The organism is Nakamurella sp. UYEF19, from assembly GCF_040546275.1.
Taxonomy (GTDB): domain Bacteria; phylum Actinomycetota; class Actinomycetes; order Mycobacteriales; family Nakamurellaceae; genus Nakamurella.
Map to the genome: position 1 here is coordinate 169,086 of NZ_JBEPNO010000002.1, position 25,265 is coordinate 194,350.

A 25,265-nucleotide genomic window follows, 5' to 3' on the forward strand; every position below is an offset into this window, starting at 1 on the left:
AACTGCGCGGCCTGCTGAAACACCCGAGTAGGCAGGCCGCGCAGACACAGCACTTTCCGCAGTACCCATGCGAGCGAGCATCATCCACACGAGCACCACCCATTGCAGCCGGGCGCGAGTCGCCCGCGAAAGGAACGTCGATCACCCATGGCAGCCGAAATTTTCTACGACGACGACGCCGATCTCTCGATCATCCAGGGCCGCAAGGTCGCGGTCATCGGTTACGGCTCGCAGGGGCACGCCCACGCGCTGAGCCTGCGTGACTCCGGCGTGGACGTCCGCGTCGGCCTGCTGGAGAACTCCAAATCCCGCGCGAAGGCCACCGACGAGGGCCTCCGGGTCGTCACGCCGGCGCAGGCCGCGGCCGAAGCGGACGTCATCATGATCCTGACGCCGGACCACATCCAACGTCACGTCTACGCCTCCGACATCGAGCCGAACCTGTCCGCCGGCAAGGCGCTCGCCTTCGGTCATGGCTTCAACATCCGCTTCGGATACATCAAGCCGCCGGCGGACGTCGACGTCATCCTGATCGCCCCGAAGGGCCCCGGACATCTCGTCCGCCGTGAGTTCGTGAACGGGAAGGGCGTGCCGGACCTGATCGCCGTCGAGCAGGACTACACCGGCGGCGCCCAGGCCCTCGCGCTGTCCTATGCGGCAGCCATCGGCGGCGCTCGCGCCGGTGTCATCAAGACCACCTTCACCGAGGAGACCGAGACCGACCTCTTCGGGGAGCAGGCTGTGCTCTGCGGTGGTGCCTCCCGGCTGATCCAGACCGGCTTCGAGACCCTGACGGCCGCCGGCTACCAGCCGGAGATCGCCTACTTCGAGGTGCTCCACGAGCTCAAGCTGATCGTCGACCTGATGTACGAGGGCGGGATCGCCAAGCAGCGCTGGTCGGTCTCGGACACCGCCGAGTACGGCGACTACGTCTCAGGGCCCCGGGTCATCGACGACCACGTCGCGAAGAACATGCAGGGTGTCCTCGCCGACATCCAGGACGGCACCTTCGCTGCCCGCTTCATCGCCGACCAGGACGCCGGTGCCCCGGAGTTCAAGAAGTTCCGGGCCGAGCAGGAGGCGCACCCGATCGAGGAGACCGGGCGCAAGCTCCGCGGCCTGATGAGCTGGGTGAAGTCGGACGACGACTACACCGGCACCGCTGCGCGCTGACGGCAGGCTCTGCGCCACGGACGGAAAGACGACAGGCCCTCACCTTCGCGGTGGGGGCCTGCTGTCGCTGGATGGGCGGGGGGATCGCCCACGTTCGGAAAGGTCTCAGACGAAGACCCGCGTGGACGGTCGCGAGAGAAGGACGAGCACGCCGACGCCGACGCCGGCGTAGACCAGGACGTTGATCAGCAGGATGCTGTCCGTCAGGGTCCACCGCGAGTAGGTCTCGGAGTTCGCGCTGACCAGGGTGATGGCGACGAACACGGCCAGTGCGCAGTCCAGCCAGGCCGCCACCTGCGCCCAGACGCGGGAGCGACCGCGCATCAACAACAGGCCGCCGCGGAACTGGACGATCATCACGCCGACGACGACGAGGATCGAGATCGGGTTGATGGAGACCTGGCTGCCGGCCGTCTGGGCCAGCGTGACCAGCAGGTTGAGCACCAGCAGGCTCCCGCACATCATCAGCACGATGCCCGCCGCAGTCGCGCTACGAGGTCTGGTGGCGCTGTTCGTCCGGTACGTCATCCGAGGGTTCTCCTTTGCCGGTCTGGGCCCGCCGAGGCCGATTCGACCGGGTTCGACGGCAGAGAACTTGCCATGGTTCCGACACCGGACAGGTAGTCGCCGGAACGGGCTGAAGGCCCCGGATCCGTGAGGGTGGATCCGGGGCCGGTTCGGTCAGGTTGGCTAGAAGGTCTTGGCGCCCTTGGACTTGAACCAGGCCTTGGAGGCGCTGTTGAGCATGAAGACAGCGATCAGAACAGGAGCAACCAGCTCAACGATAAAGCCCCCGCCGAAGCCGCCCCCAGCAATGATCCCAATGATCGCCCCGACGACGAAGACGGCGCATCCGATGACGAGAATCTGCCCATTCTTGCCAGTGAGGGCAACAACGCCACCCCAGATCATCAGGGCAGCGACGATCGCCAGCACCACTGCGACGACCTTGAAAAAGCCGCTGTACCCGGAGACTGTCTGACACGCTGCGGCATAGCTAGGGTCGTTCAATTGGTTGGTGGTGCAGATGTCGCTGGTTGAGCTGGCGACACTGCTGACAGCCAATGAGCCGAAAGAAAAGATGATTGCGAATCCGCCGAAAACGAAGGCCAGGACGGCGGCGGCCGTGACCATGCCGGGGCGCCCGACTGGAACCGGCCCGCCGAAACCGGGAGCGCCGTAGGCGGCGGGCGGGTAACCCGGGGCCGCCGGGTAGGACGGACCCGGCTGCCCGTAACCCGGCTGCTGCCCGTAACCCGGCTGCTGCCCGTAACCCGGCTGTTGCCCGTAAGCCGGCTGCTGGCCGTAGTCCGGCTGCTGCCCGTACGCAGGCTGCGGGGTCGGACCGGTCGGGTAGCCCTGCGGGGTGCCAGGGGCGGGCTGTCCGGGGTAGCCCTGGGGCTGGCCCGGCGCAGAGCCGTAGGGCGGGGGTGTGGTCACAACAGGTCCCTTCGAGTGGTGGTCGGGTCGAGATCACTCTAGGGCGGCCACCACACAAAGACCCGACAAACGGTGAATTCGCCCACAGATTCCACGCGTGCGAGGTCCTGGCGCCATCCCTCTGGCCCAGCGACACGCCCCGGCTGCGGAACGCCAACGGCCGGAGGGGGATCGAGCGTCGTGGACGAGTCGATACGATGGGCCGCCCGGGTGCACCGACGCATCCGAATCAGTGGAACCGAATCAGTGGGAAACAGGGGGATCGACAGATCGCCGGGGTTCTCCCACCGGACGGAATGCGGCCAGGGATCGCCTCACGGCCGAGGAGTCAAGACGGAGATGAACAAGGTGTCCAAGCCTGGCAAACCGATTGTCCTGATCGCCGAGAAGCTCGCCCAGTCCGCGATGGACGTGCTGGGATCGGACTTCGAGATCAGGTACGTCGACGGAGCCGACCGGGCTGCGCTCCTCCCGGCCCTCGCCGAGGTCGACGCCGTGCTGATCAGGTCCGCCACCACCATGGACGCCGAAGCGCTCGCCGCCGCCCCGAACCTGAAGGTGGTGGCCAGGGCCGGGATCGGTCTGGACAACGTCGACGTTCCCGCCGCCACCGCGCGCGGCGTGCTGGTGGTGAACGCGCCGCAGTCCAACATCATCACGGCGGCCGAACACGCCATCGCCCTGCTGATGTCGGTGGCCAGGCAGATTCCGGCCGCGCACGCCACGATGGCGGCGGGGGAGTGGAAGCGCAGCAAGTTCTCCGGCGTTGAGATCGCCGAGAAGACAGTCGGTGTCGTGGGTCTGGGCCGGATCGGGCAGCTCTTCGCCGCCCGCATCGCGGCCTTCGGCACCAACGTCATCGCCTACGACCCGTACCTGCAGCCGGCAAGAGCCGCGGCGCTCGGGGTCACCCTCGTCGATCTACCCACCCTGCTGCGGGAGGCCGACGTCATCTCCATCCATCTGCCGAAGACCAAGGAGACACTCGGTCTGATCGGTGCCACGGAACTCGCCACGGTCAAGCCCACCGTGCTGATCGTGAACGCCGCGCGCGGCGGGCTGATCGACGAGCAGGCGCTTGCCGACGCGCTGACCGAGGGGCGGGTGGCCGGTGCGGGCATCGACGTGTACGTCACCGAGCCCCCGGCGAAGGACAACCCCCTCCTGACGGCGCCGAACATCGTGCTGACCCCGCACCTTGGTGCCTCGACCGCCGAGGCCCAGGACAAGGCCGGCACCGCGGTGGCGAAGTCCGTCAAGCTGGCGCTCCGCGGCGACTTCGTGCCTGACGCCGTCAACGTCCAGGCCGCCGGTCCGGTGGCCGACGACGTCCGGCCGTGGATCCCACTGGCGTCGCGCCTCGGCACCATCCTGACGGCTGTCACCGGCCAGGTACCGGTGAGGCTGGTGGTGGAGGTGCGCGGCGACCTGGCCGCCGCCGACACCACGATCCTGCAGCTGGCGGCGGTACGCGGCGTCTTCGGCCCGGTGATCACCGAGGCGGTCACGTTCGTCAACGCGCCCGCCCTGGCCGCCGAACACGGACTGACGCTGTCCGGCACCTCGACCGCGGAGACCGGGGACTATCGGTCCTCGATCACGCTGCGGGCGGCGATGGCCGACGGGTCGAGCCGCTCGGTGTCCGGCACGCTGTCCGGTGCGCACCTGGTCGCCAAGCTGATCGAGATCAACGACCGCCACTTCGACCTGCGGGCCGAGGGCGACCTGGTGCTCGTCGCCTACGCAGATCGCCCCGGCGTGATGGGCGTCGTCGGCGGCCTGCTCGGCGATGCCGGGGTGAACATCCTGGCGGCCCAGATCTCCCAGGAAATCTCCGGGCACGCGTCGATCATGGTGCTGCGGGTGGATGCGCTGCCCGCCCCGGAGCTCCTGGACACCATCGGTGCAGCGGTCTCGGCCAGCGCCATCCGGGGGATCTCCGCCGGCTGAGGCCCGTCGCCGGCACCATTGCCGAACGTATGATTCTGGGCGGCGGGTGCGCCGCGGCGGCTCTTTCCCAGGCCGAGTCGAACGGTCGCCATCAAATCTCCCGGCCGGGGCTACCGGTTGGGTCGGAGACCATCTAGCGTCACCCTTTTGTGCAATGGGTTGGGTCAATTCTGTTGACGGTGGCGCAGCGCCGTTCAGCCGGCACGCGACCCGGTCGCGCCGACCGGCGGAGGAGGGTGACGCGGTGGCACCAGTTCGGCATCACGCGTCCCCCCGCGGCAGCGGGCACCGGCAGCCCCGCTGCCATCGGATCGGTCGTCGTCACAGCCATCGCCTCGTCGGTCGGAGCACCTGGCAGCGGGTGGGCCTGCTGTCCCTGACGCTGCTGCTGGTCGCCGGTCTCGCGGTCTCGGTCGGCCCGGTGTCGGCCGGAGCCATCTCGTCGAGCGATCCGAGCGTGGCCGCCGGACCGGCCGCGGCCTTCTCCGCCATCCCCGGACCGACCAAGCCTGGCTACAGCAGGCTGATCGACGATTCGGCCGTCCTGCAGCCGAACCGCGTCAACGGGTCGGCGCGACGGACCGTCTTCGTCCAGCTGGCGGTCCGGAGCGCCGCCGCAACCTGGACGGCCGCCCTGGCCAAGAACGTCAGCGCGGCGACGGCGACACGGGACGTGGCGGTGCAGCGGGCGGCCATCCAGGCCCTGTCCATCGAGGTGTCGACCGCAGCCAAGGCGGTCGATCCCGGATCGGTGACGATCTTCCGGGTCTCCAATGCCGTCCCCGGGTTCGGTGTCATCGCCGACCCGGCGGCCCTCCGGGCCCTGGGCGACCGCAAGGACGTGCTGGCGATCTCCGAGATCGTGCCGAAGAGTCCCGCGAACGCCGGGGCCGCGCAACTCACCAGGGTGCTGCAGACGTGGACCAACCTGGGGCTGACCGGGAAAGGTGTCCGAATCGGGGTCATCGACACCGGGATCGACTACACCCACGCCGATTTCGGCGGCTGGGGTACGACGCAGGCCTATCAGGCAGCCCTGTCGACGGACACCGCCCCGTGGCGGCCGAACGGCAAGGTGGCCGGCGGTTACGACTTCGTCGGCGACGGGTACTCGGCCGATGCGCAGCCGATCCCCGCTCCCGACGGCAACCCGCTGGACTGCAACGGTCACGGCACGCACGTGGCGGGGACCATCGCCGGGCAGGGGGTCGACGCCGCCGGCCGAACCTTCCGCGGTGAGTACGGCTCGCTGTCCGGAGCAGACCTGTACGGCATGTCGGTGGCACCGGGCATGGCGCCGGAGGCCTCGCTCTATGCCTACAAGGTGTTCGGGTGCTCCGGCACGACGGACGCCGTCATCCCGGCGCTCGACCGCTCCCTGGACCCGAACGGCGACGGAAACTTCTCGGACCGCCTTGATGTGGTCGATCTCTCGCTGGCGAGCGTGGCCCCGGCTCCGCAGGATCCCGAGAACGCCGTCCTCGACGTCATCGCCCGGTTCGGCGTGGTGCCGGTGGTGGCCGCGGGCAACGGCGGCGACCAGACCGACGCTGCCAGTTCGCTGGCCGGTTCGGTGCAATCGATCGCGGTCGGTTCGTCGGTCGATTCCTACCAGCAGCTCGACGGACTGCGCGCGACGCTACCCGGCGGCGCGAGTCAGATCGTCGCCGGCCAGGTCTCGACGTCCTACCCGTGGACCGGGTCGGCGGACGTCAGCGGCGAGGTCGTCTCGCTGTCGGCGGACAACGCGGACGGGTGCTCGCCGCTGTCCGCCGCCGACCGGGCCAGGGCCGCGGGCAAGGTGGTCTGGCTGACCTGGGACGACGACGACTCGACGAGGCACTGCGGCTCCGCTCTGCGATCGGCCGACGTCAGGTCTGCCGGAGCGGTCGGCGCCCTGCTCACCAGCGGCACACCGGTTTTCGCCGGCCCGATCGTCGGCGACCCTGGTCTTCCCGTCGTCCAGCTGACCCCGGCCGCCACGGCGGCCCTCGAAGGCGGTGTCGACAAGGGTCTGCAGGTCGGTTTCTCGGCCGACCTGATCGGTCAGAAGCCCGAGATCGACGACTCCATCACGGATCTCGTCGGGTCGGCGTCCGCCCGCGGACCGCATGCCGTTCCCGGTGCGATCAAGCCGGACGTCTCGGCGCCGGGCGACACCATTTCCTCGGCAGCGATGGGCAGTGGCCACGGCAGTGCCCTGCGGTCCGGGACCTCGATGGCCGCCGCAGAGATCGCCGGGGTGGCCGCACTCGTCCGGCAGGAGCGGCCGGCGTGGACGACCGAGCAGGTGAAGGCCGCCGTGATGAACACCGCAGATCACGATGTCTTCGCGCTGCCCGATCGGACCGGCCCGGCGCTGGGCCCTGATCGGGTCGGCGCCGGCCGGGTGGACGCCAGGGCAGCCGTCGCGACGCGCCTCCTGGCCTACAGCTCCACCACGCCCGGGGCGGTGTCGGTGTCGTTCGGAGTCCTGCCCGCCGACGTGCGTCAGGGCACGGTCACGGCCACCGCCGCCGTCGTGGTCCAGAACGCCGGCACCGCCACGTCGACCTTGTCGATCGGCTACCAGGCGCTCGTTGCGCAACCGGGAGTCAGCTACCAGGTCACTCCGTCCGGCATGACGTTGCCGGCCGGGTCGAGTGCGCTGGCCACGGTCACCATGACGGTGCTCCCGGATGCGCTGCGCCACACCCCGGATCCATCGACGCCGGCCCAGCAGACCAACATCCTCACCGGTCTCGACGAGGCCCGCCAGTACGTCTCCGCAGCCTCCGGCCGGCTGCTGCTGAGCTCACCCGGGGCGCCCGACCTTCGGGTCCCCGTCTACGGCGCGGCGAAACCCGAGTCCTCCACCACTTCGGCGGACGGCACCGTCGCCGGAGCGCCGGCGATCGTGCTGTCAGGACAGGGCTTTGCCCTGTCCGCGCCGTCGGACCCGGTGAGCACCACCTACAGCTCGCTGGTCTCGGTGCTGGACCTCGGCTACCGCAGTACCCGGATCCTCCCCGCCGGCGCCGCATCGGGTGCCGGCGCCGCGTCGGGTACCGCCGCCGCGTCGGGTGCCGCCGCCGCGTCGGGTGCTGCGAGCGGCGGCGACCTCCAGGCCGTCGGCGCCGGCCGGACGGCTGCGGACGCATCAGGTCCCGGCTACCTCTGGTTCGGCCTGTCGACCTACGGCGACTGGGCGACCGTCGGTCGGAGCGTCTTCCCGACGGTGGACATCGACACCGATGGCGACAACACCGCGGACTACACGGTGCAGGTGCAGACCGTCGGGGGGCAGTCGGACCTGTTGTACGCCATGCTGTTCGACGATCGCGGGGCCGGTTCACTGATCGGTATCTATCCGGTCAACTTCAATCTCGGGAACGTGGACACGAACGTCTTCGATTCGAACGTGCTGCTGATACCGATCGATCCGACGGCGATCGGCTACCGGGCCACGGACACCAGTTTCCCGATCCGATACTCGGTGGCCACCTATTCGGCCTATGGAGCGCCGGAGCACGAGGGGACCATCGATACCACCCCGGCGATCACCTTCGACGTCGCCCAGCCGAAGATCCTCACCACGTCCCCGCTCTGGCAGGACCAGGGTGGCGCCGGTGTCGGCTATCGCCTCGCACCTGGCCTGACCAGTGCCGATGCACTTGTCATCCACCTACACGGGGCGTCAGGGTCGCGGGCCGAGACCCTCACTCTCTCGGGTGCGACCGGTTGATGGCCCAGCGGGGCGATGGGTTCGGTACGCCAGGGTGGACCAGCTGGTCCAGCGTCTGAGGGTGTCGTCCGCGCGCTTCGCTCCGCATGCCACCCGACACAGGTGTCCACCTTTTGCCCCGATACCGTTACCCTTCGCAGTGAATCCAAGGCAATCCAGGACAGAAATGGTTGAACATGAAGCTTGCGGTCATTCCGGGTGACGGCATCGGTCCCGAGGTTGTCGCCGAAGGCCTGAAGGTCCTGACCGGCGTCGTCCCTTCGGTGGAGACCACCACCTACGACCTGGGTGCGGCCCGCTGGCACCGCACGGGTGAGTTGCTCCCCGACTCGGTCCTGCGGGAACTGCGCGATCACGACGCCATCCTGCTCGGAGCCGTCGGGGATCCGACGGTTCCGTCGGGAATCCTGGAACGCGGTCTGCTGCTCCGCATCCGTTTCGAACTGGACCACCACGTGAACCTTCGTCCGGCGCGCCTGTACCCAGGCGTCGTCGGGCCGCTCGCCGGCGACCAGGCGATCGACCTGCTGGTGCTGCGGGAGGGGACCGAAGGCCCCTATGCGGGCAACGGTGGTCTGCTCCGGAAGGACACCCCCCACGAGATCGCCACCGAGGTCTCGCTGAACACCTACTTCGGAGTGGAGCGGGTCGTCCGCGACGCCTTCCGTCGCGCCGCGCGCCGTCCTCGCAAGCACCTGACGCTGGTGCACAAGACGAACGTGCTGGTGCACGCCGGGCAGCTGTGGAGCCGGGTGGTGGAAGAGGTGTCGATGGAGTTCCCCGACGTGTCGGTGGCCTACGCACACATCGACGCCGCGATGATCTACCTCGTCACCGATCCTGGACGGTTCGACGTCATCGTGACCGACAACCTGTTCGGCGACATCCTGACCGATCTGGCCGCGGCCGTGTCCGGCGGGATCGGCCTGGCCGCCTCGGCCAACCTGGATGTGTCCGGGGCCAACCCGAGCATGTTCGAACCGGTCCACGGCTCGGCACCGGACATCGCGGGAGCCGGAACGGCGGATCCGACGGCTACCGTCCTGTCGGTCGCGTTGCTGCTCGACCACCTGGGACTGCCGGACTCGGCCCGCCGGGTGGAGGCGGCGGTCGCCTTCGACCTGGCCACCCGTCAGCCCGGGTCGGCCGGCAAGACCACCGCGGTCGGCGATCGCCTGGCGGCGTTGGCGTCCAGCTGAGTCAGGCAGAATCATTCTCTGCGCGTTCTCCCGGTTCCCAGGACCAGGGCACGCCGACCGCGAGTCCCTCGTGAAACCAGGAGTACGGCGATGACCACAACCGCATCCGCAGCGCCGCGGTCGGACCTCCTGCAGGTCTCTCCGCTCGGCGACGCCTTCCACGTCTTCGACACCACCCTGCGCGACGGTGCGCAGCGTGAGGGCATCACCTATTCGGTCGCGGACAAGATCGCTGTGGCCACGTTGCTGGACGAGCTCGGGGTCGGCTTCATCGAGGGTGGCTGGCCCGGGGCCATGCCCAAGGACACCGAGTTCTTCGCCAGGGCCGCGGCCGGGGAGCTGACGCTCGGCTCGGCGCAGCTGGTGGCGTTCGGGTCCACCCGGAAGGCCGGGATCAGGGCCAAGGACGACCCACAGGTGCGGGCGCTGCTCGACTCGCAGGCGCCGATCATCACGCTGGTGGCGAAGTCCGACGTCCGGCATGTCGAGCGCGCCCTGCGGACCACGCTCGAGGAGAACCTGAGCATGGTCGGCGACACCGTCGCGTTCCTGGTCGGGGAGGGGCGACGGGTGTTCCTGGACTGCGAGCACTTCTTCGACGGCTACGTCGCCGACCACGACTACGGACTGCGGGTGGCCGAGGCCGCGACCACGGCAGGCGCCGACGTCATCGTGATGTGCGACACCAACGGCGGCATGATGCCGGTCGGTCTGCACCAGGTGGTCGCCGAAGTCAAGGCGCGCACCGGTTTCCGGCTGGGAATCCACTGCCAGGACGACACCGGCTGCGCCGTGGCCAACACCGTCGCCGCCGTCCAGGCCGGCGCGACGCACGTGCAGTGCACGGCCAACGGCTACGGCGAGCGCGCCGGCAACGCCGACCTGTTCGCGGTGCTGGGCAACCTGGTCGTCAAGATGGGACTGCCCGTCCTGCCCGACGGGCGCCTGGGTGAGATGGTCCGGGTCTCGCACGCGGTGGCCGAACTGGCCAACATCGCCCCGAACACCCACCAGGCCTACGTCGGATCGTCGGCGTTCTCGCACAAGGCCGGCCTGCACGCCTCCGCCATCAAGGTCGATCCCGAGCTCTACAACCACCTCGATCCGGAGGTCGTCGGCAACGGCATGCACATCCTGATCACCGAGATGGCCGGTCGCGCGTCGGTCGAGCTCAAGGCCAAGGAGTTCGGCATCGACCTCGCGGGCCTGCCCCAGGTGGTCTCCCGGGTGGTCGACACGGTCAAGGAGCGTGAGGCGTCCGGCTGGAGCTACGAGGCCGCCGACGCGTCCTTCGAGCTGCTGCTCCGCGACGAGCTGGCCGCCGCCCGCGGCGAGGAGGTGACGGCTCCGTTCCGACTGGAGTCGTACCGGGTGATCGTCGAAAATACCGCGAACACAGTCGGCCAGGGCCGGATCGTCCTGTCCGAGGCCACCGTCAAGGTGCACGTCGGCGGGCAGCGGGTGGTCGCCACCGCCGAGGGGAACGGCCCGGTCAACGCGCTGGACTCCGCGCTGCGCGCAGCGCTCGCCGACCACCTGCCCGGCCTGGCCGGCGTCGAACTCATCGACTACAAGGTCCGGATCCTGGCCGGCCACGCGGGCACCGACTCGGTGACCAGGGTGCTGGTCGCCTCGTCGTCGACGAAGGCCGCCGGCGCACCGGAATGGACCACCGTCGGCGTGCACGCCAACGTGGTCGAGGCGTCGTGGGAGGCTCTGGTCGACTCGCTGGTCTACGCCCTGCGGTCGGCGCCGGAACCGGTCGGTCCGACGCCCGGCGCCTAGCCGCGGTCTCGGGGTCGACCGGCGCTGTCGGCCACCCCACCCTGCACCACCACCTTGCTCCGCCGCCGGTACCTGGAGGATCTTTCATGCGCATGGCCCGGATCGCCCACCCGTCGGGCGTTGCCTTCGTCGTCATCGACGGTGAGGGCGACGGCAGTCACGACATCGACAACCTGGTCGCCAAGGAGATCGTCGACCACCCCTTCGGCACCCCGGAGTACACCGGGCGGGAGTGGCCGTTGGGCCAGACCCGTTTGCTGGCACCGATTCTGCCGTCGAAGGTCGTTGCGGTCGGCCGCAACTACGCCGACCATGCCGCCGAGCTGGGCAACGCTGTCCCCGACGAACCGCTGATCTTCCTGAAGCCCTCGACCTCGGTGATCGGGCCGGGCGCCCCGATCCTGATCCCGCCGTCCTCCCAGCGGGTGGAGTTCGAGGGCGAGTTGGCCGTGGTGATCGGTCGTCCTTGCCGTGACGTGTCCGCGGAGAACGCGAAGTCGGTGATCCTGGGCTACACGGTGGCCAACGACGTGACCGCCCGCGACCTGCAGCGCGCCGACGTCCAGTTCACCCGCGGCAAGAGCTTCGACTCCTTCTGCCCGCTCGGCCCGTGGATCGAGACGGAACTCGACCCGAGTGACCTGTCGGTGGTCACCGAGCTCGACGAGGAGCTGATGCAGGACGGCCGCACCTCGGACATGGTGCACACCGTCGCTCACCAGATCGAGTTCATCTCGGCGATCATGACGCTGCTCCCGGGGGACGTGATCCTCACCGGCACCCCGGCCGGCGTCGGCCGGATGCTCGCCGGCCAGACCGTCTCCGTCACCGTCGAGGGCATCGGCACCCTGACCAACCCCGTCCAGGCCCGCTGACCCCCACCCCCGCGCTTATCAACTTCGACGGCGCTCATGATCGGGTCGATTTCTGTCACACCGGTCCCAAACACGCGACGTTCATGAGCGCGCATCGCCAGGCTTAGGCTGAAGCAGTTATGACTGACCTGCTGAGCACCTCTGACCTCCCCGCCGGACCAACTGGCTCCTCGCCTTCGCAACGGCCATCACCTGCCGACGGTCTCGGCGACCACTCAGGCGAGCCGTTGGTCCGCGTCGCGGCCGCTGCCCGCCCTGTTCGCGCCCGGTTCTGCCCCTCGCCGACCGGCACCCCGCACGTCGGCCTCGCCCGGACCGCCCTGTTCAACTGGGCGTTCGCCCGGCATCACGGCGGGAAGCTGATCTTCCGGATCGAGGACACCGACGCGGCCCGGGACTCCGAGGAGTCCTACCAGGCGCTGATCGAGGCGATGAACTGGCTCGGGATCGACTGGGACGAGGGCCCACTCGTCGGCGGGCCACACGCGCCCTACCGGCAGAGCCAGCGCAAGGACATCTACAAGGACATCGCCCAGCGGCTGCTCGAGGCCGGGCACCTGTACCCGTCCTACTCCACGACGGAGGACGTCACCGCCCGTCATCTGGCGGCCGGTCGCGATCCCAAACTCGGTTACGACAACTACGACCGAGTTCCTGACGACGCGCTGGTCGCCGCTGCGGTCCAGGCCGGACGTGCCCCTGTCCTCCGGCTCAGGATGCCCGACCGGGACATCGGCTTCGACGACATGGTGCGCGGCCAGGTCACCTTCCCGAACGGCTCCGTGCCCGATCCCGTCATGGTGCGCGGAACCGGCGAACCGCTGTACACGCTGGTCAACCCGGTCGATGACGCGCTGATGGGGATCACCCACGTGCTGCGCGGAGAGGACCTGCTGCCGTCGACCCCGCGTCAGATCGCCCTGTACGAGGCGCTCACCGACATCGGAGTCGCCCAGTTCACGCCGGAGTTCGGGCACATGCCGTTCGTGACGGGCGAGGGCAACCGCAAGCTGTCCAAGCGCGACCCGCAGTCGAATCTCTTCCAGTATCGCGAGGACGGGTTCATCGCCGAGGGCATGATCAACTACCTGGCGCTGCTCGGCTGGTCGCTGGCCGACGACCGCGACATCTTCACCCCTGCCGAACTGGTCGCCGCGTTCGACGGGAAGCGGATCTCCGGCAACCCGGCGCGTTTCGACCGCAAGAAGGCCGAGTCGATCAACTCGACCCACCTGCGGATGCTGACCCCTGCCGACTTCGCCGCCCGGCTGGCCGACTACGTCGTCTCCTCCGGCCGGGTCAAGGAGCTCGGCTCCACCCAGCACACGCTGATCGGCCAGGCGGCACCGCTGGTCCAGGAGCGGTGCATCCTGCTCAAGGACGCCGCCGAGATGATCGACTTCCTGCTGGTCGAGGAAGCCGCCTTCGACGTCGACCCGACGGCCGCCGTCAAGGTGCTCAAACCCGAGTCGGGCGAGGTGCTGGGCGTCGCCATCACCGCGCTGGAATCGCTGGACGAGTTCGTCGCGGCCGACATCGAGCGGGTGCTGAAGGCGTCGTTGATCGACGGTCTGGCGCTCAAGCCGAAGGTGGCTTTCGCCCCGGTCCGGGTGGGCGCCACCGGGCGTACCGTATCGCCGCCGCTGTACGAATCGCTCGAGCTGCTCGGACGGGACCGCACCCTACTGCGGCTCCGCGCCGCCCAGCGGCTGGCCCAGCGCTGAGCGGGCGCCGGGTGTCGCACCGGCACGCGCCGTTTTCCGGGGTGACCCGCAGGCGGTCCGGGTGACCGACTTCGGCGTGCTCTTCGACGTCGACGACACGCTCGTCGATTTCTCCGGTGCCGCCCGGTCGGCGCTCCTGGACGTCGCGGCGATGTTCCCTCCCCGGTTGGGGGAGGGACCCTCGATCGCAGATCTCGTCCTGGCGTCCTGGGAGGTGGTCAGCGAGCGGGAGTACGGCCGTTTCCTGGCCGACGAGCTGACGTTCGACGCCATGCTGGTGTCCAGGATGGCGGCCGTCACGGCGGAGATGGATCCGGCCGGCGACCTCGGCCTCGATCCGGTGGTGCTGGAGCGACTGCGCAACGAGTCGATCTTCACCCACTACCGCCAGTACCCCGATGTCACGGACACCCTCCGCCGGTTCCGCGACGCCGACGTGCCGGTCGGCGTGCTGTCCAACAGCGACGGCGACTACCAGCGCCGCAAGATGGTGGCCGCCGGTCTGGGTGAACTCGTGCCCGGTGGCGTCTTTTCCGGGGATGTCGGCATCGCCAAGCCCGAGGCGGGGATCTTTCTGGCCGGCGCCCGCTCGATCGGCATGCCGCCGGAGCGGGTGCTCTACGTCGGCGACCGGTGGGCCACCGATGCGCTCGGGGCACTGGGCGCCGGTCTGGCCGCGGTCTGGGTGAATCGCGACGGATCGTCCCGCCCGGCGGATGCGCAGCAGCGGCTGGACGGTCTGCCGGGCTCGGCGGTGCGGGTGGTCGAACTGCCGGACCTGACCGGGTTGGACGTCGGTCTGGCCAGGCGTCTGGTCAGTGCCTGATTCCACCGATGGCTGGGCCCGAGCGGCCGAATTGGCCACGACGGCCTCGGGTGCGTAGGATGGTCTCTCGGTGCCTTCCCCGATCGAGTATTCGATCTGAAAGCTCCTGCAGTCGAACAGCTTTGGGGTATGGTGTAATTGGCAACACTAGGGATTCTGATTCCCTCATTCTAGGTTCGAGTCCTAGTACCCCAGCGATCGTCTCCGGTGCTGGTCGCAGCAGCGGAACGGTGGATCGTCGGCCACCAGCCGGTCCGGTTGGCCCAGCCCGACCGGATCGTCAGGTAGTATCTCAACGGCTCGCATTCATCTGTGCAGTCACCTAGGGCCCCGTCGTCTAGCGGCCTAGGACGCCGCCCTCTCACGGCGGTAGCGAGGGTTCGAATCCCTTCGGGGCTACCAGCGAAGTCCAGCGGTTCTCGACAGGGAGCCGCTGGACTTCTTGCGTTGGAATGTTGGCTACAGCCGAACCGAGAGACGCTGCGCCGTCACCGGTGTGGGATCCAGCACGCAGGACTGGCTGACGAGCCGGCCCAGGACTTCCGGGCCCAACGGTGCGTGGTAGACGATCTCGGCCGTGCCGCCCCCGGGATGGACGAGGTGGGCGACCTCGATGTGGATGCGTACGCCCGCCGGTTCGAGGTAGACGACAGCGGCATGGGTGGTACCGGTGCCCGAGTCGATCGCGGCGGCAGTTCCGGTTGCGTCGAGCCGGTGGTCGGAGAGGATCAGCGGTCCGAGGCTCACACGAAGGTGATCGGGCCGGATCACCAGCGAGCCGACCAGTTTTCGCCGGCCGCTGGTCCGGTTCCGCCCGGGTAGCCGTAGGGCGGTGCTGATCGAGGTGACCGGGATGCCCTCCTGGGCCAGGAGAACCCCTGGTTCCGAGGCAGCCTGCGTCCATTCCGTCGGGTAGCGGCCCGCGTGGAAGAGTCTGAATCGGATGGCTGTCGGCACCAGCGAATCGTAGGCGTGCGTGTCGATCGGCTGGTCAGAGCCGCGCGGTCAGGGCCTCCGAGGCCTCGATCAGGTCACCGGCCCAGCGTTCCCCGGGCCGGCGTCCGATGCGTTCCACCGGCCCGGACACCGACACGGCGGCGATCACCTGGCCGCGCTGATCGCGCACGGGGGCCGAAACCGACGCGACGCCCGCCTCACGTTCGGCAACGGACTGGGCCCAGCCACGGCGGCGTACCTCCACCAGAACCCGCTCGGTGAAGGAGGCCTCGAGGAGGATCGCCCGCATGGTCGCCGGATCGGCCCACGCGGTCAGTACTTTCGCGCCGGAACCGGCCGTCATCGGCAGGCGCGCCCCGAGCGGGACCGTATCGCGCAGGCCCGAAGTCGGTTCGGCCACAGCGATGCAGACGCGGGAGAAGCCGTCGGGTCGGTAGATCTGCACGCTCTCGCCAGTGCGGTCGCGTAGCCGGGGCAGGACGCCGGCTGCGGCGGCTACCAACAGGTCCGGTGCGCCGGCGGCCAGCACGGCGAGCATCGGCCCCGGGCGCCAGCGCCCGTTGGAGTCCCGGGCCAGCAGTCCGTGGACCTCCAGTCCGACCGCCAGACGATGGGCCGTCGCGCGCGGAAGCCCGGTGGCGGCGCACAATTCGGCCAGTCCACTCGGCGCCGCGGTGGTGGCGCGTAGTACCTGCACCGCTTTGTCCAACACGCCGATACCGCTAGACTGTCCCATGCAGCGATACTAGATTCCCGTATCGTGGGATGTCCACCTGGATGAAATCCGCCGTCCGCCACACCGACCCGTCCGCTGCATCGCCGCTGACCGGGCCGTCTGAGATCTCGAAAGGCCAGCAATGGGGCGCACTCTCGCCGAGAAGGTATGGGAAGCACATGTCGTGCACCGAGCGGAGGGCGAGCCCGACCTGCTCTACATCGATCTCCACCTCGTCCACGAGGTGACGAGCCCGCAGGCCTTCGAGGGTCTTCGGCTGACGGGACGAGAAGTCCGGCGGCCCGATCTGACCCTCGCGACCGAGGACCACAACGTTCCGACCATCGGCATCAATCTGCCGATCGCAGACGAGGTCTCGCGCACCCAGATCGAAAAACTCCGCTCCAACTGCGCCGAATTCGGGGTACGCCTCTTCCCGATGGGCGACCGCGAGCAGGGCATCGTCCACGTGGTCGGGCCGCAGCTCGGCATCACCCAGCCCGGGATGACGATCGTCTGCGGTGACTCGCACACGTCGACGCATGGGGCGTTCGGTGCGCTGGCCTTCGGCATCGGCACCAGTGAGGTCGAGCACGTCCTGGCCACCCAGACGCTGCCGCTGAAGCCGTTCCGCACCATGGCGATCACCGTCGACGGGGAACTGGCCCCCGGCGTGACGGCCAAGGACATCATTCTCGCCGTCATCGCCAAGATCGGGACCGGTGGGGGTCAGGGCTATGTACTCGAGTACCGCGGTTCGGCGATCCGTGCGTTGTCCATGGAGGCCCGGATGACGGTGGCCAACATGTCGATCGAAGCCGGAGCCAGGGCCGGGATGATCGCGCCCGACCAGACCACCTTCGAATACATCAAGGGCAAGCCGCACGCACCGGCCGACGCGGACTGGAACGCGGCGGTCGCCTACTGGTCCTCGCTGCCCACCGACGACGACGCCGTGTTCGACGCGGAGGTGATCGTGGACGCCGCCGAGCTTTCGCCGTTCGTCACCTGGGGGACGAATCCCGGTCAGGGGCTGCCGCTCTCGGCCTCGGTGCCCGATCCGGAACTCATCGTTGACGACAACGAGCGGACCGCCGCGGAACGTGCCCTGGAATACATGGGCCTGACGGCCGGAACGCCGCTGCGCGACATCCGGGTCGACACGGTGTTTCTCGGCTCCTGCACCAACGGGCGCATCGAGGACCTCCGGGCCGCGGCCGCCATCCTGCAGGGCAAGCACATCGATGCCGGTCTGCGGATGCTGGTGGTTCCTGGGTCCATGCGGGTCAAGGCCCAGGCGGAAGCCGAAGGGCTGGACCGGATCTTCTCCGACGCCGGAGCGGAATGGCGCAGCGCGGGTTGCTCGATGTGCCTCGGGATGAACCCGGATCAGCTCGCGCCGGGGGAGCGCAGCGCTTCGACTTCCAACCGCAACTTCGAGGGTCGGCAGGGCAAGGGCGGTCGCACCCATCTGGTTTCGCCGTTGGTGGCGGCCGCGACCGCACTGCGCGGAACTCTGTCCTCTCCCGCCGATCTCGTCGGCGCCTCGACCCAGGAGTCCTGACGATGGAAGCCTTCACCACCCACACCGGCATCGGGATCCCGCTGCGACGCAGCAATGTCGACACCGACCAGATCATCCCGGCGGTTTATCTCAAGCGGATCACCCGCACCGGTTTCGAGGACGGGTTGTTCGCCGCCTGGCGGAGCGACCCGACCTTCGTGATCAACCAGCCGGCTTTCGCCGCCGGTTCGGTCCTCGTCGCAGGTGTTGATTTCGGGACGGGATCCTCCCGCGAGCACGCCGTCTGGGCCCTGATGGACTACGGCATCAAGGTTGTCATCTCCCCGCGGTTCGCGGACATCTTCCGGGGCAACTCGTCCAAGGGCGGACTGCTGGCGGCTCAGGTGAGCGAGTCGGATGTGGAGCTTCTCTGGAAGCTCCTGGAGAACGAACCGGGCACTCAGGTGACGGTCGATCTGACCCAGCAACTGATCTCGGCCGGGTCGCTGGTGATCGAATTCGAGATCGACCCGTACACCAAGTGGCGTCTGCTCGAGGGCTGGGACGACATCTCTTTGACCCTGCGACATGCCGACGAGATCACAAATTTTGAAACTTCTCGTCCAGCCTTCCTGCCGACCACCACAGCCGTCTGACCGGGTCGGTTCGCAGCAACTTGCCTGCTGGATAGCTGCTGTGCTGCAATGGATGTGGTGTATCAAACCCCCTCCTGCTTGGTAGATCGGTATGCAGTCCCAGGCCCGTCGGACGGCCCGCTCGGGGTCGAAATCCGTTGGAAGTGAACGGCATCGGCAGGCGTGGCGGTTGGCATTATGGGCGTTTGCGGCCTAACGTGGGCGTCCAGTCGGCCCGATCATCCCCGACGGCCGGAAAGTCCTGGGAGGGACCGTGAACAAGACCGATCTCATCAATCAACTCGCGCAGCGACTTGATGGTGACAAGAAAGTGGCCCAGAACGCAGTCGAGGGCATCATCGACCTCGTCCAGCGGGAGGTGCAGCGCGGCGAGAACGTCTCGATCTCCGGGTTCGGCGTCTTCGAGAAGCGTGCCCGTGCTGCCCGTACGGCTCGTAACCCGCGCACCGGCCAGGCTGTCAAGGTCAAGAAGACGACCGTGCCCGCGTTCCGCCCCGGCAAGTACTTCAAGGATGTCATCGCCGGCACCGTCAAGCTGCCGAAGGTGACGGCCAAGCCGACCACCGCTCGCGCCGCCGCGGCCGCCGCCAAGACTCCGGTCGCCGCCAAGTCGGCGCCGGCTGCGAAGGCTCCCGCCGCACCGCGGACCAGAGCGGCCGCCGCGAAGCCATCCGCTGCCCCGGCGGCTGCTGTCGCCAAGCCCGCCACCCGGACCAGAGCAGCGGCGGCCAAGCCCGCTGCCGCCGCGGCTCCGGCCGCAAGAGCGCCCAGGGCAACGGCTGCCAAGGCTCCGGCCGCGAAAGCTCCTGCGGTCAAGGCCGCCCCGGCCGCCAAGGCCCCGGTCGCGAAGCGCGCCCCCGCCAAGAAGAAGTGATCAGAGTCTGATCAGTAGTTCCTGACGTCCTGCAAAGTGGTCGCAATTGCGATCACTTTGCAGGACGTTCTGCGTTCCGGACCGCCTTCTCAGATCACCGGACTCGGATAGGGGTCTGCCTGCACCAGACGCCGACCGTCGAAACTCAAGAACCAATAGGCACCTTTGGGTGTCCCGGTGCGGGGTACCACCACATCGGAGCGCCCGGCGAGGGATTTCACCACGCCGGGGATGACCCCGCCCTGGCTGCAGGTGACGACCGCGCCCGATGTTCCCAGGACCGTCTCGGCCACCGCTGCGCCCGTGAGAGGTGAGCCGCCGCCCGTGAAAGGGGCAACGCCGCCGTCTTTGCCGGATCGGGGACCGGCCGCAGGCGGGCCGGCCCCGCCCGGGCGTCCGGCGACCAGGATGCCCGACGACGCCACCGGGGCTGACGATCCGGTCGGTGGGATCGACTGGGCCGTGGCGAGTTCGACGAGCCGGCGCCGGGCCCCGGCCGGGTCGTCGCGGTAGGCGTCCTCGGCGAGGAGCGGCTCCATCTCCACGGTGACACCCAGGGCCCTGGCCAGGGGGGCGACGGTCGCCAGACAGCGCTCGACGGGCGCACTGTGCACCGAGCCGGGCCCGAAAGGCATCAGATGGCTCACCAGTGCCTGAGCCTGCTTGCGCCCCTTGGCGTCCAGCGGACGGTCGGTGTCGTTGCCCTCGAACGATTCGCGGTGCCCGGCCCGCGCATGACGGACCAGCAGCACCCCGGTCAGATCGGGACGCTCGAGCGAAAACGTGTCCAGCACCGCCTTGTCGAAGTCGTAGGTCATCTTGGCCCGGGCGGCGGACAGCGACAGCCACTCCAGCCGGTCCACCTCCTTGTTGGGGACGAAGGCCCCGGTGGTGCGTCGGGCAGCGAAGTACTCGACGGTCTTGGCCCCGCCCCCGACCGAGTACGACACGGTGGTCAACGCACGACCGAGGACGGACCGGAACCCGGTTTCCTCCTGCACCTCTCGCGAGGCCGTCATCGGCATGGTCTCCCCGGCATCGGCTTTGCCCTTGGGAAGGGACCAGTCGTCGTAGCGGGGGCGGTGGACCAGCGCCACCCGGATCCCGTGCTTTCGCGACGGTCGCCAGAGCACCGCACCAGCGGCCTTCACCAGCGGAAGATCATTCCGCACCAGCAGCTCCCCGACGCAGCAGCTCGGCCTGCAGATCTCGGCCCTGGCCGTCGGCAGGGGACCTCGTCCATCCGTCCGGACCAAGGAGCCAGCACTTGGTGTCGGGCCGCGCGATCGCGGCGAGCAAGGCGGCCATCTTGTCGGTCGCGGATCGGTCGGTGATGCGCACGAGCGCCTCGACCCGACGATCCAGGTTGCGGTGCATCATGTCCGCGCTGCCGATCCAGTACTCCTCCTGCCCGCCCCCGCCGAAGTAGAAGATCCGGGAGTGCTCGAGGAATCTCCCGACGATCGACCGGACCGTGATGTTCTCGGAAAGGCCCGGCACACCGGCCCGGAGGGCGCAGATGCCACGGACGGTGAGATCGACCGCGACACCGGCCCTGGAGGCCCGGTACAGGGCATCGATGACTCCTTCGTCCACGATGGAATTCATCTTGAGGCGCACGACACCCCCACGCCCCGCCCGGAGGTGCTCGATCTCCCGCTCGATGCGGTCGACGATCCCGGTCCGCACCGAATGGGGGGCTACCAGCAGATTGCGGTACTCGGTCTGCCGGGAGTACCCGGTGAGCACGTTGAACAGATCCGTCAGGTCGGCGCCCAGGTCCGGATCGGCCGACAACAGGCCGAGATCCTCGTAGATGCGGGCGGTCTTGGGGTTGTAGTTGCCGGTCCCGATGTGGCAGTAGCGACGAAGCGTGTTGCCCTCCTGCCGGATCACCAGGGCGGTCTTGCAGTGGGTCTTGAGGCCGACAAGACCGTAGACGACGTGAACCCCCGCCCGCTCCAGGGCTTTCGCCCACGTGATGTTGGCCTGCTCGTCGAATCTGGCCTTGATCTCGACGAGCGCCACCACCTGTTTCCCGGCCGCGGCGGCGGAGATCAGGGCGTCCACGATCGGCGAATCACCGGACGTGCGGTACAGCGTCTGCTTGATGGCCAGCACGTGGGGATCCGCTGCCGCCTGCTCGATGAACCGCTGCACCGTGGTCACGAAGGACTCATAGGGGTGATGCAGCAGCACATCTCCTTCGCGCAGCCGCGCGAAGACGCTCTTGGGCTTCTCGCCCTCGACGAACGCCGGGTTGGTGGCCGGGACGAACGGCGGGTCCTTGAGGCTGGGACGATCAAGGCCGTACAGCTGCCACAGGCCCGACAGATCCAGCAGCCCAGGCACTTCGACGGCATCCGACGGATCGACATCTAACTCGGTGATGAGCAGGTCCAGGATGCGTTCGCTGGTGGTGTCGGTGATCTCGAGCCGCACCGGCGGACCGAACCGGCGCCGGGCCAGTTCTCGCTCCAACGCCTGCAGGAGGTCCTCGTCGCGATCCTCCTCGACGTCCAGGTCGGCGTTGCGGGTGACCCGGAAGATCTGGTGCTCCATGACTTCCATGCCGGGGAAGAGTTCGGCGAGGTGGGCTGCCAGCAGGTCCTCGATCGGCAGGAAGTCCAGCAGCCCACGACGCACCCGGATGAACCGGTCGACGTTGTTGGGCACCTTGACGCGCGCGAACCGCTCGGCCCCGGTCTCCGGGTCGCGGACGATGATCGCCATGTTCAGGCTCAGGCCCGAGATGTACGGGAACGGGTGAGCCGGGTCGACCGCGAGCGGCGTCAGCACCGGGAACACCTGCGCGGTGAAGTACTCGGCAAGCCGGGTCTTGTCCTCGTCCTCGATGGAGCTCCACCGGACGATGCGGATGCCCGCCTCCTCGAGCTCCGGCATCACCTCGTCGGTGAAGCAACGTCCCTGGCGCTCCACCAATTCCTGGGTGCGGGCCGAGATGAGGGCGAGCTGCTCGGACTGGGTCAGTCCGTCGGCGCTGGCGAGAGCGAGACCCATGTCGCGGCGCCGCATCAGGCCGGCCACCCGCACCATGTAGAACTCGTCGAGGTTGGACGCGAAGATCGCGAGGAATTTCGCCCGCTCCAGCAGTGGCTGCTCCGGGTCCTCGGCCAGCGCCAGCACGCGCTCGTTGAAGTCGAGCCAGCTGAGCTCCCGGTTGTAGAAACGGTCCTCGGGCAGCGGTTCGTCGTCGTGGACGACGACTGCCACGTCCGGTTCGGCGCTGTGGAACGGCTCGACCGCTGCGACCTCGGCCGGGACTTCGGCTTGGACCTCGGCCGTGACATTCGGCCTGGCGTCCGGAGCCGGCGCACCCGGGACGTCTGGTGCTGTGACGTCGGTCCTCCGGACGGCACGGCCGTTGGACGTCGCCGAGGCGGGCGAAGCCGCGGGAGATGTCACCGGGACGGCCGAAGCCGCGGGAGACGTCGCCGGGGCGGGCGAAGCCGCGGGAGACGTCGCCGGGGCGGGCGAAGCCGCGGGAGATGTCACCGACGAGCGGGTGGCCGCCGCCTTCGGCGTCGGGCTGTCGGTCGCGGCGGTGGCCGTCGGGACATCACGCTTGACGGCGGCCATGGACGGTCGGCGCCGGGCCGGGGTGGGCTTTCTGGTGGTGGTCACGGGGCTCATTGTTCCGCGCCGCAGGGACCGAAACCAGCAAGGGGGGTGAACGGCAGGGAACGGATGGATGTACGGCTCCTCACGGCGGGTCGAAACGACGGTGTGCTGCGCCGGAAGAAACTCCCCTGCAGGGCATTGCAGCGTTCCGCTTGGATCCGCTGATCCGCGGATCTCCGGCCGCCGCGACGGGCGCAGGGCTCGACCGGCAGCAGGCACGCGGCGGCTGACCTAGGGTGATCACGGGCCGGCGATCGGAGTCGTCATGGGCGGCCCGCCGTTTTCGCCGGTCAGCCCGATGCCGCGACGCGCGTGTCAGGGCCGAGGAGAAGGAGTGGTCGTGCGCCGTCGCGGTCCCGTGTTCGAGAAGGCCAACGGCTGGATCAGGTTCTGCGAGTTCGTCATGTTCCCGTTGACGCGGGTGCTCGGACGGCGGAGTTTCGAGGGCCTCGAAGTTGTCGCCATTCCCGGGCCGGTGCTCGTGGTCGCCAACCACATCTCCCAGTTGGACCCGGTCTACACCGCGGTCTATCTGCGCAAATCCGGACGGCTTCCGCACATCATGGCCAAGGCCTCGCTCTTCCGCATCCCCGTCGTCGGGAAGATCCTGACGGGGACCGGGATGATCCCGGTCGAGCGTGGTGGCGGCCAGGGACAGGTCGGCCTGGAGGCGGCGATCAAGATGTTGCACGACGGCCACATGGTCCTGATCTATCCGGACGGGACCGTCACCCGTGACCCCGACCAATGGCCGATGAAGCCTCGTCCCGGGGTGGCGGCGATGGCTCTGTCCGGCGATTTCCCGGTCATCCCGGTGGTGCACTGGGGGACCCAGGAAGTGTACGTGCCCTATGTCAAGGGTGGCTTCCACCCGTTGCCGCGCAAGAACATCCGTGTGGTGGCCGGCCCTCCGGTCGACCTGTCCGCCTTCCGGGGGCGACCGGTCGACGCACGCCTGATCCGTGACGTCTCCTACGTCATCCAGGGCGCCGTGCGCGATCTGCTGGGTGAGGTGCGGGGCGAGACGCCGCCGGTCGAGTTCTACGACCAGAAGAAGGCCGACCGGTTGCGCGCCAGGGCCGAGGCCGCCGGGACCGCCGCGAACATCGAGACCGTGGTCGCGACCGACCCCGTGGCCGCCGTCGAACCGGCGGCGGAGAAAAAGGATCGGTGAATAGCCCACTGGGCAGGGTTGCCGTACTGGGCGCCGGATCATGGGGGACGACCTTCGCCAAGGTCATGGCCGATGCCGGCCGCGAGGTGGTGCTCTGGGCGCGTCGTGAGTCGGTGGCGGCGGGCATCACCGCTGACCGGGTGAACCAGGCCTACCTGCCGGGGGTCCGGCTGCCGGACAACCTGAGCGCGACCTCCGACATCGACGAGGCGCTGGCGGGCGTGGACGCGGTCGCCCTCGGTGTACCGAGCCAGTCGATGCGGGAGAACCTCACGGTGTTCCGGGACGCGATTCCGCCGGCGGTTCCTGTCATCTCGCTGGCCAAGGGCGTGGAGATCGGTACCGGCCTCCGGATGAGCGAGGTCATCACCAAGGTCGGGCACATCGATCCGCGGCGGGTGGTGGTGTTGACCGGACCGAACCTCGCGGTCGAGATCGCGAGGACCCAGCCGACCGCCGCGGTGCTGGCGTGCATCGATCACGATGTAGCCGTCCTGGTGCAGAAAGCCTGTGGCACAGGATATTTCCGGCCCTATACGATCACCGACGTCATCGGGGCGGAAATCGCCGGCACTGGCAAGAACATCATCGCGCTGGCCTGTGGCATCGCGGCCGGCCTGCAGCTGGGGCTGAACACCTCGGCCTCCCTCATGACGAGGGGACTCAACGAGGTGACCCGGCTGGGTCAGGCCCTCGGCGGGATCCCTGCCACCTTCGCCGGTCTGGCCGGCCTGGGCGACCTGGTCGCCACCTGCTCGTCTCCGCTGTCGCGCAACCGCACGCTGGGCGGCCGGCTGGCGGCCGGTCTCTCCCTCGACGCGGCCACCGAGGCGGCCGGCGGTCAGGTCGCCGAAGGGGTGGTCAGCTGCCGTTCGGTCCGGGATCTGGCCCACCGCCACCAGATCGAGATGCCGATCACCGAGGTGGTCTACGGGGTCTGCTATCTGGACATGCGCCCGGCCGACATGATCCGTTCGCTGATGGAACGCCCGCACTCGCCCGAGTAGTCGCCCTGCCCGACGAGTCAGGCGGCGTAGTCGTCCCGTC

19 protein-coding genes and 2 tRNA genes are annotated in these 25,265 nt (G+C 68.8%); 15 read left to right on the forward strand and 6 right to left on the reverse strand.

What is annotated here, in order from left to right; genetic code table 11:
• Positions 1–147 precede the first annotated feature (147 nt).
• Positions 148–1,173: a ketol-acid reductoisomerase gene (gene ilvC / locus ABIB25_RS03965; RefSeq protein WP_354527122.1), complete on the forward strand. Its 1,026-nt coding sequence runs from the start codon at positions 148–150 to the stop codon at positions 1,171–1,173.
• A gap of 105 nt (positions 1,174–1,278) precedes the next feature.
• Here the strand turns inward: ilvC and ABIB25_RS03970 are convergent, their stop codons facing one another.
• Both ABIB25_RS03970 and ABIB25_RS03975 read right to left on the reverse strand, forming a co-directional pair.
• Positions 1,279–1,701 (reverse strand): hypothetical protein, encoded by a 423-nt coding sequence (locus tag ABIB25_RS03970; RefSeq protein ID WP_354527123.1) that lies wholly within the window; start codon positions 1,699–1,701, stop codon positions 1,279–1,281.
• Between the two features lie 162 nt (positions 1,702–1,863).
• Positions 1,864–2,613: a hypothetical protein gene (locus ABIB25_RS03975; RefSeq protein ID WP_354527124.1), complete on the reverse strand. Its 750-nt coding sequence runs from the start codon at positions 2,611–2,613 to the stop codon at positions 1,864–1,866.
• A gap of 339 nt (positions 2,614–2,952) precedes the next feature.
• Here ABIB25_RS03975 and serA point away from each other — a divergent pair, with 339 nt between their 5' ends.
• The 9 genes from serA (at position 2,953) to ABIB25_RS04020 (ending at position 15,098) form a co-directional block, all read left to right on the forward strand.
• A complete protein-coding gene (gene serA, locus ABIB25_RS03980; protein WP_354527125.1) occupies positions 2,953–4,563 on the forward strand; it encodes a phosphoglycerate dehydrogenase in 1,611 nt (536 codons plus the stop codon).
• Between the two features lie 244 nt (positions 4,564–4,807).
• A complete protein-coding gene (locus ABIB25_RS03985) occupies positions 4,808–8,287 on the forward strand; it encodes a S8 family peptidase (RefSeq protein ID WP_354527126.1) in 3,480 nt (1,159 codons plus the stop codon).
• Positions 8,288–8,463: 176 nt separating this feature from the next.
• Positions 8,464–9,486 carry a 3-isopropylmalate dehydrogenase gene (locus tag ABIB25_RS03990; protein ID WP_354527127.1) on the forward strand — a complete coding sequence of 341 codons (1,023 nt, stop codon included), beginning with the start codon at positions 8,464–8,466 and terminating at the stop codon, positions 9,484–9,486.
• Positions 9,487–9,576: 90 nt separating this feature from the next.
• Positions 9,577–11,271, forward strand: coding sequence for a citramalate synthase (cimA, locus tag ABIB25_RS03995; protein ID WP_354527128.1), 1,695 nt, complete (start codon positions 9,577–9,579; stop codon positions 11,269–11,271).
• An 86-nt stretch (positions 11,272–11,357) separates the two neighbouring features.
• Positions 11,358–12,146 carry a fumarylacetoacetate hydrolase family protein gene (locus tag ABIB25_RS04000; protein ID WP_354527129.1) on the forward strand — a complete coding sequence of 263 codons (789 nt, stop codon included), beginning with the start codon at positions 11,358–11,360 and terminating at the stop codon, positions 12,144–12,146.
• Positions 12,147–12,265: 119 nt separating this feature from the next.
• Positions 12,266–13,870, forward strand: a complete 1,605-nt coding sequence (gene gltX / locus ABIB25_RS04005; protein WP_502919743.1) for a glutamate--tRNA ligase — start codon at positions 12,266–12,268, stop codon at positions 13,868–13,870.
• Between the two features lie 61 nt (positions 13,871–13,931).
• Positions 13,932–14,696 carry an HAD family hydrolase gene (locus ABIB25_RS04010; RefSeq protein ID WP_354527131.1) on the forward strand — a complete coding sequence of 255 codons (765 nt, stop codon included), beginning with the start codon at positions 13,932–13,934 and terminating at the stop codon, positions 14,694–14,696.
• Between the two features lie 123 nt (positions 14,697–14,819).
• A tRNA-Gln gene (locus ABIB25_RS04015) sits at positions 14,820–14,891 on the forward strand.
• 131 nt (positions 14,892–15,022) lie between these two features.
• Positions 15,023–15,098: transfer RNA gene (locus tag ABIB25_RS04020), tRNA-Glu, on the forward strand.
• 57 nt (positions 15,099–15,155) lie between these two features.
• Here the strand turns inward: ABIB25_RS04020 and ABIB25_RS04025 are convergent.
• Together ABIB25_RS04025 and ABIB25_RS04030 are read right to left on the reverse strand one after the other, a co-directional pair.
• Positions 15,156–15,653: a hypothetical protein gene (locus tag ABIB25_RS04025; RefSeq protein ID WP_354527132.1), complete on the reverse strand. Its 498-nt coding sequence runs from the start codon at positions 15,651–15,653 to the stop codon at positions 15,156–15,158.
• Positions 15,654–15,687: 34 nt separating this feature from the next.
• The gene (locus ABIB25_RS04030; RefSeq protein ID WP_354527133.1) at positions 15,688–16,389 is read right to left on the reverse strand and encodes an IclR family transcriptional regulator; all 702 of its coding nucleotides are present in this window, start codon (positions 16,387–16,389) and stop codon (positions 15,688–15,690) included.
• A 121-nt stretch (positions 16,390–16,510) separates the two neighbouring features.
• Here ABIB25_RS04030 and leuC point away from each other — a divergent pair, with 121 nt between their 5' ends.
• From leuC to ABIB25_RS04045, 3 genes are all read left to right on the forward strand, one after another.
• Positions 16,511–17,932: a 3-isopropylmalate dehydratase large subunit gene (gene leuC / locus ABIB25_RS04035; RefSeq protein WP_354527134.1), complete on the forward strand. Its 1,422-nt coding sequence runs from the start codon at positions 16,511–16,513 to the stop codon at positions 17,930–17,932.
• Between the two features lie 2 nt (positions 17,933–17,934).
• Positions 17,935–18,528 carry a 3-isopropylmalate dehydratase small subunit gene (leuD, locus tag ABIB25_RS04040; RefSeq protein ID WP_354527135.1) on the forward strand — a complete coding sequence of 198 codons (594 nt, stop codon included), beginning with the start codon at positions 17,935–17,937 and terminating at the stop codon, positions 18,526–18,528.
• Positions 18,529–18,781: 253 nt separating this feature from the next.
• On the forward strand, positions 18,782–19,402 hold the full coding sequence (locus ABIB25_RS04045; protein WP_354527136.1) for an HU family DNA-binding protein: 621 nt from the start codon (positions 18,782–18,784) through the stop codon (positions 19,400–19,402).
• A gap of 89 nt (positions 19,403–19,491) precedes the next feature.
• On the opposite strand, the gene ABIB25_RS04050 is transcribed toward ABIB25_RS04045, so the two are convergent.
• Positions 19,492–20,574 carry an NUDIX hydrolase gene (locus ABIB25_RS04050; protein ID WP_354527137.1) on the reverse strand — a complete coding sequence of 361 codons (1,083 nt, stop codon included), beginning with the start codon at positions 20,572–20,574 and terminating at the stop codon, positions 19,492–19,494.
• Positions 20,564–23,056, reverse strand: a complete 2,493-nt coding sequence (locus ABIB25_RS04055; RefSeq protein WP_354527138.1) for an RNA degradosome polyphosphate kinase — start codon at positions 23,054–23,056, stop codon at positions 20,564–20,566. Before ABIB25_RS04055 ends, ABIB25_RS04050 begins: the two co-directional genes overlap by 11 nt.
• Before the next feature lie 328 nt (positions 23,057–23,384).
• On the opposite strand from ABIB25_RS04055, the gene ABIB25_RS04060 reads away from it, so the two are divergent.
• Together ABIB25_RS04060 and ABIB25_RS04065 are read left to right on the forward strand one after the other, a co-directional pair.
• A complete protein-coding gene (locus tag ABIB25_RS04060) occupies positions 23,385–24,218 on the forward strand; it encodes a lysophospholipid acyltransferase family protein (RefSeq protein WP_354527139.1) in 834 nt (277 codons plus the stop codon).
• Positions 24,215–25,225: an NAD(P)H-dependent glycerol-3-phosphate dehydrogenase gene (locus ABIB25_RS04065; RefSeq protein WP_354527140.1), complete on the forward strand. Its 1,011-nt coding sequence runs from the start codon at positions 24,215–24,217 to the stop codon at positions 25,223–25,225. The genes ABIB25_RS04060 and ABIB25_RS04065 overlap by 4 nt, the downstream gene beginning before the upstream one ends.
• The last annotated feature ends 40 nt before the right edge of the window (positions 25,226–25,265 follow it).

What these genes read in the sequence shown, in the direction of transcription:
- gltX (WP_502919743.1), top strand. Translation starts at nt 12,266, where the DNA reads ATGACTGACCTGCTGAGCACCTCTGACCTCCCCGCCGGACCAACTGGC.
- ABIB25_RS04055 (WP_354527138.1), bottom strand. Translation starts at nt 23,056, where the DNA reads ATGAGCCCCGTGACCACCACCAGAAAGCCCACCCCGGCCCGGCGCCGA.
- ABIB25_RS03970 (WP_354527123.1), bottom strand. Translation starts at nt 1,701, where the DNA reads ATGACGTACCGGACGAACAGCGCCACCAGACCTCGTAGCGCGACTGCG.
- ABIB25_RS03990 (WP_354527127.1), top strand. Translation starts at nt 8,464, where the DNA reads ATGAAGCTTGCGGTCATTCCGGGTGACGGCATCGGTCCCGAGGTTGTC.
- ABIB25_RS04000 (WP_354527129.1), top strand. Translation starts at nt 11,358, where the DNA reads ATGCGCATGGCCCGGATCGCCCACCCGTCGGGCGTTGCCTTCGTCGTC.
- serA (WP_354527125.1), top strand. Translation starts at nt 2,953, where the DNA reads ATGAACAAGGTGTCCAAGCCTGGCAAACCGATTGTCCTGATCGCCGAG.
- ABIB25_RS04030 (WP_354527133.1), bottom strand. Translation starts at nt 16,389, where the DNA reads ATGGGACAGTCTAGCGGTATCGGCGTGTTGGACAAAGCGGTGCAGGTA.
- cimA (WP_354527128.1), top strand. Translation starts at nt 9,577, where the DNA reads ATGACCACAACCGCATCCGCAGCGCCGCGGTCGGACCTCCTGCAGGTC.
- leuD (WP_354527135.1), top strand. Translation starts at nt 17,935, where the DNA reads ATGGAAGCCTTCACCACCCACACCGGCATCGGGATCCCGCTGCGACGC.
- ilvC (WP_354527122.1), top strand. Translation starts at nt 148, where the DNA reads ATGGCAGCCGAAATTTTCTACGACGACGACGCCGATCTCTCGATCATC.
- leuC (WP_354527134.1), top strand. Translation starts at nt 16,511, where the DNA reads ATGGGGCGCACTCTCGCCGAGAAGGTATGGGAAGCACATGTCGTGCAC.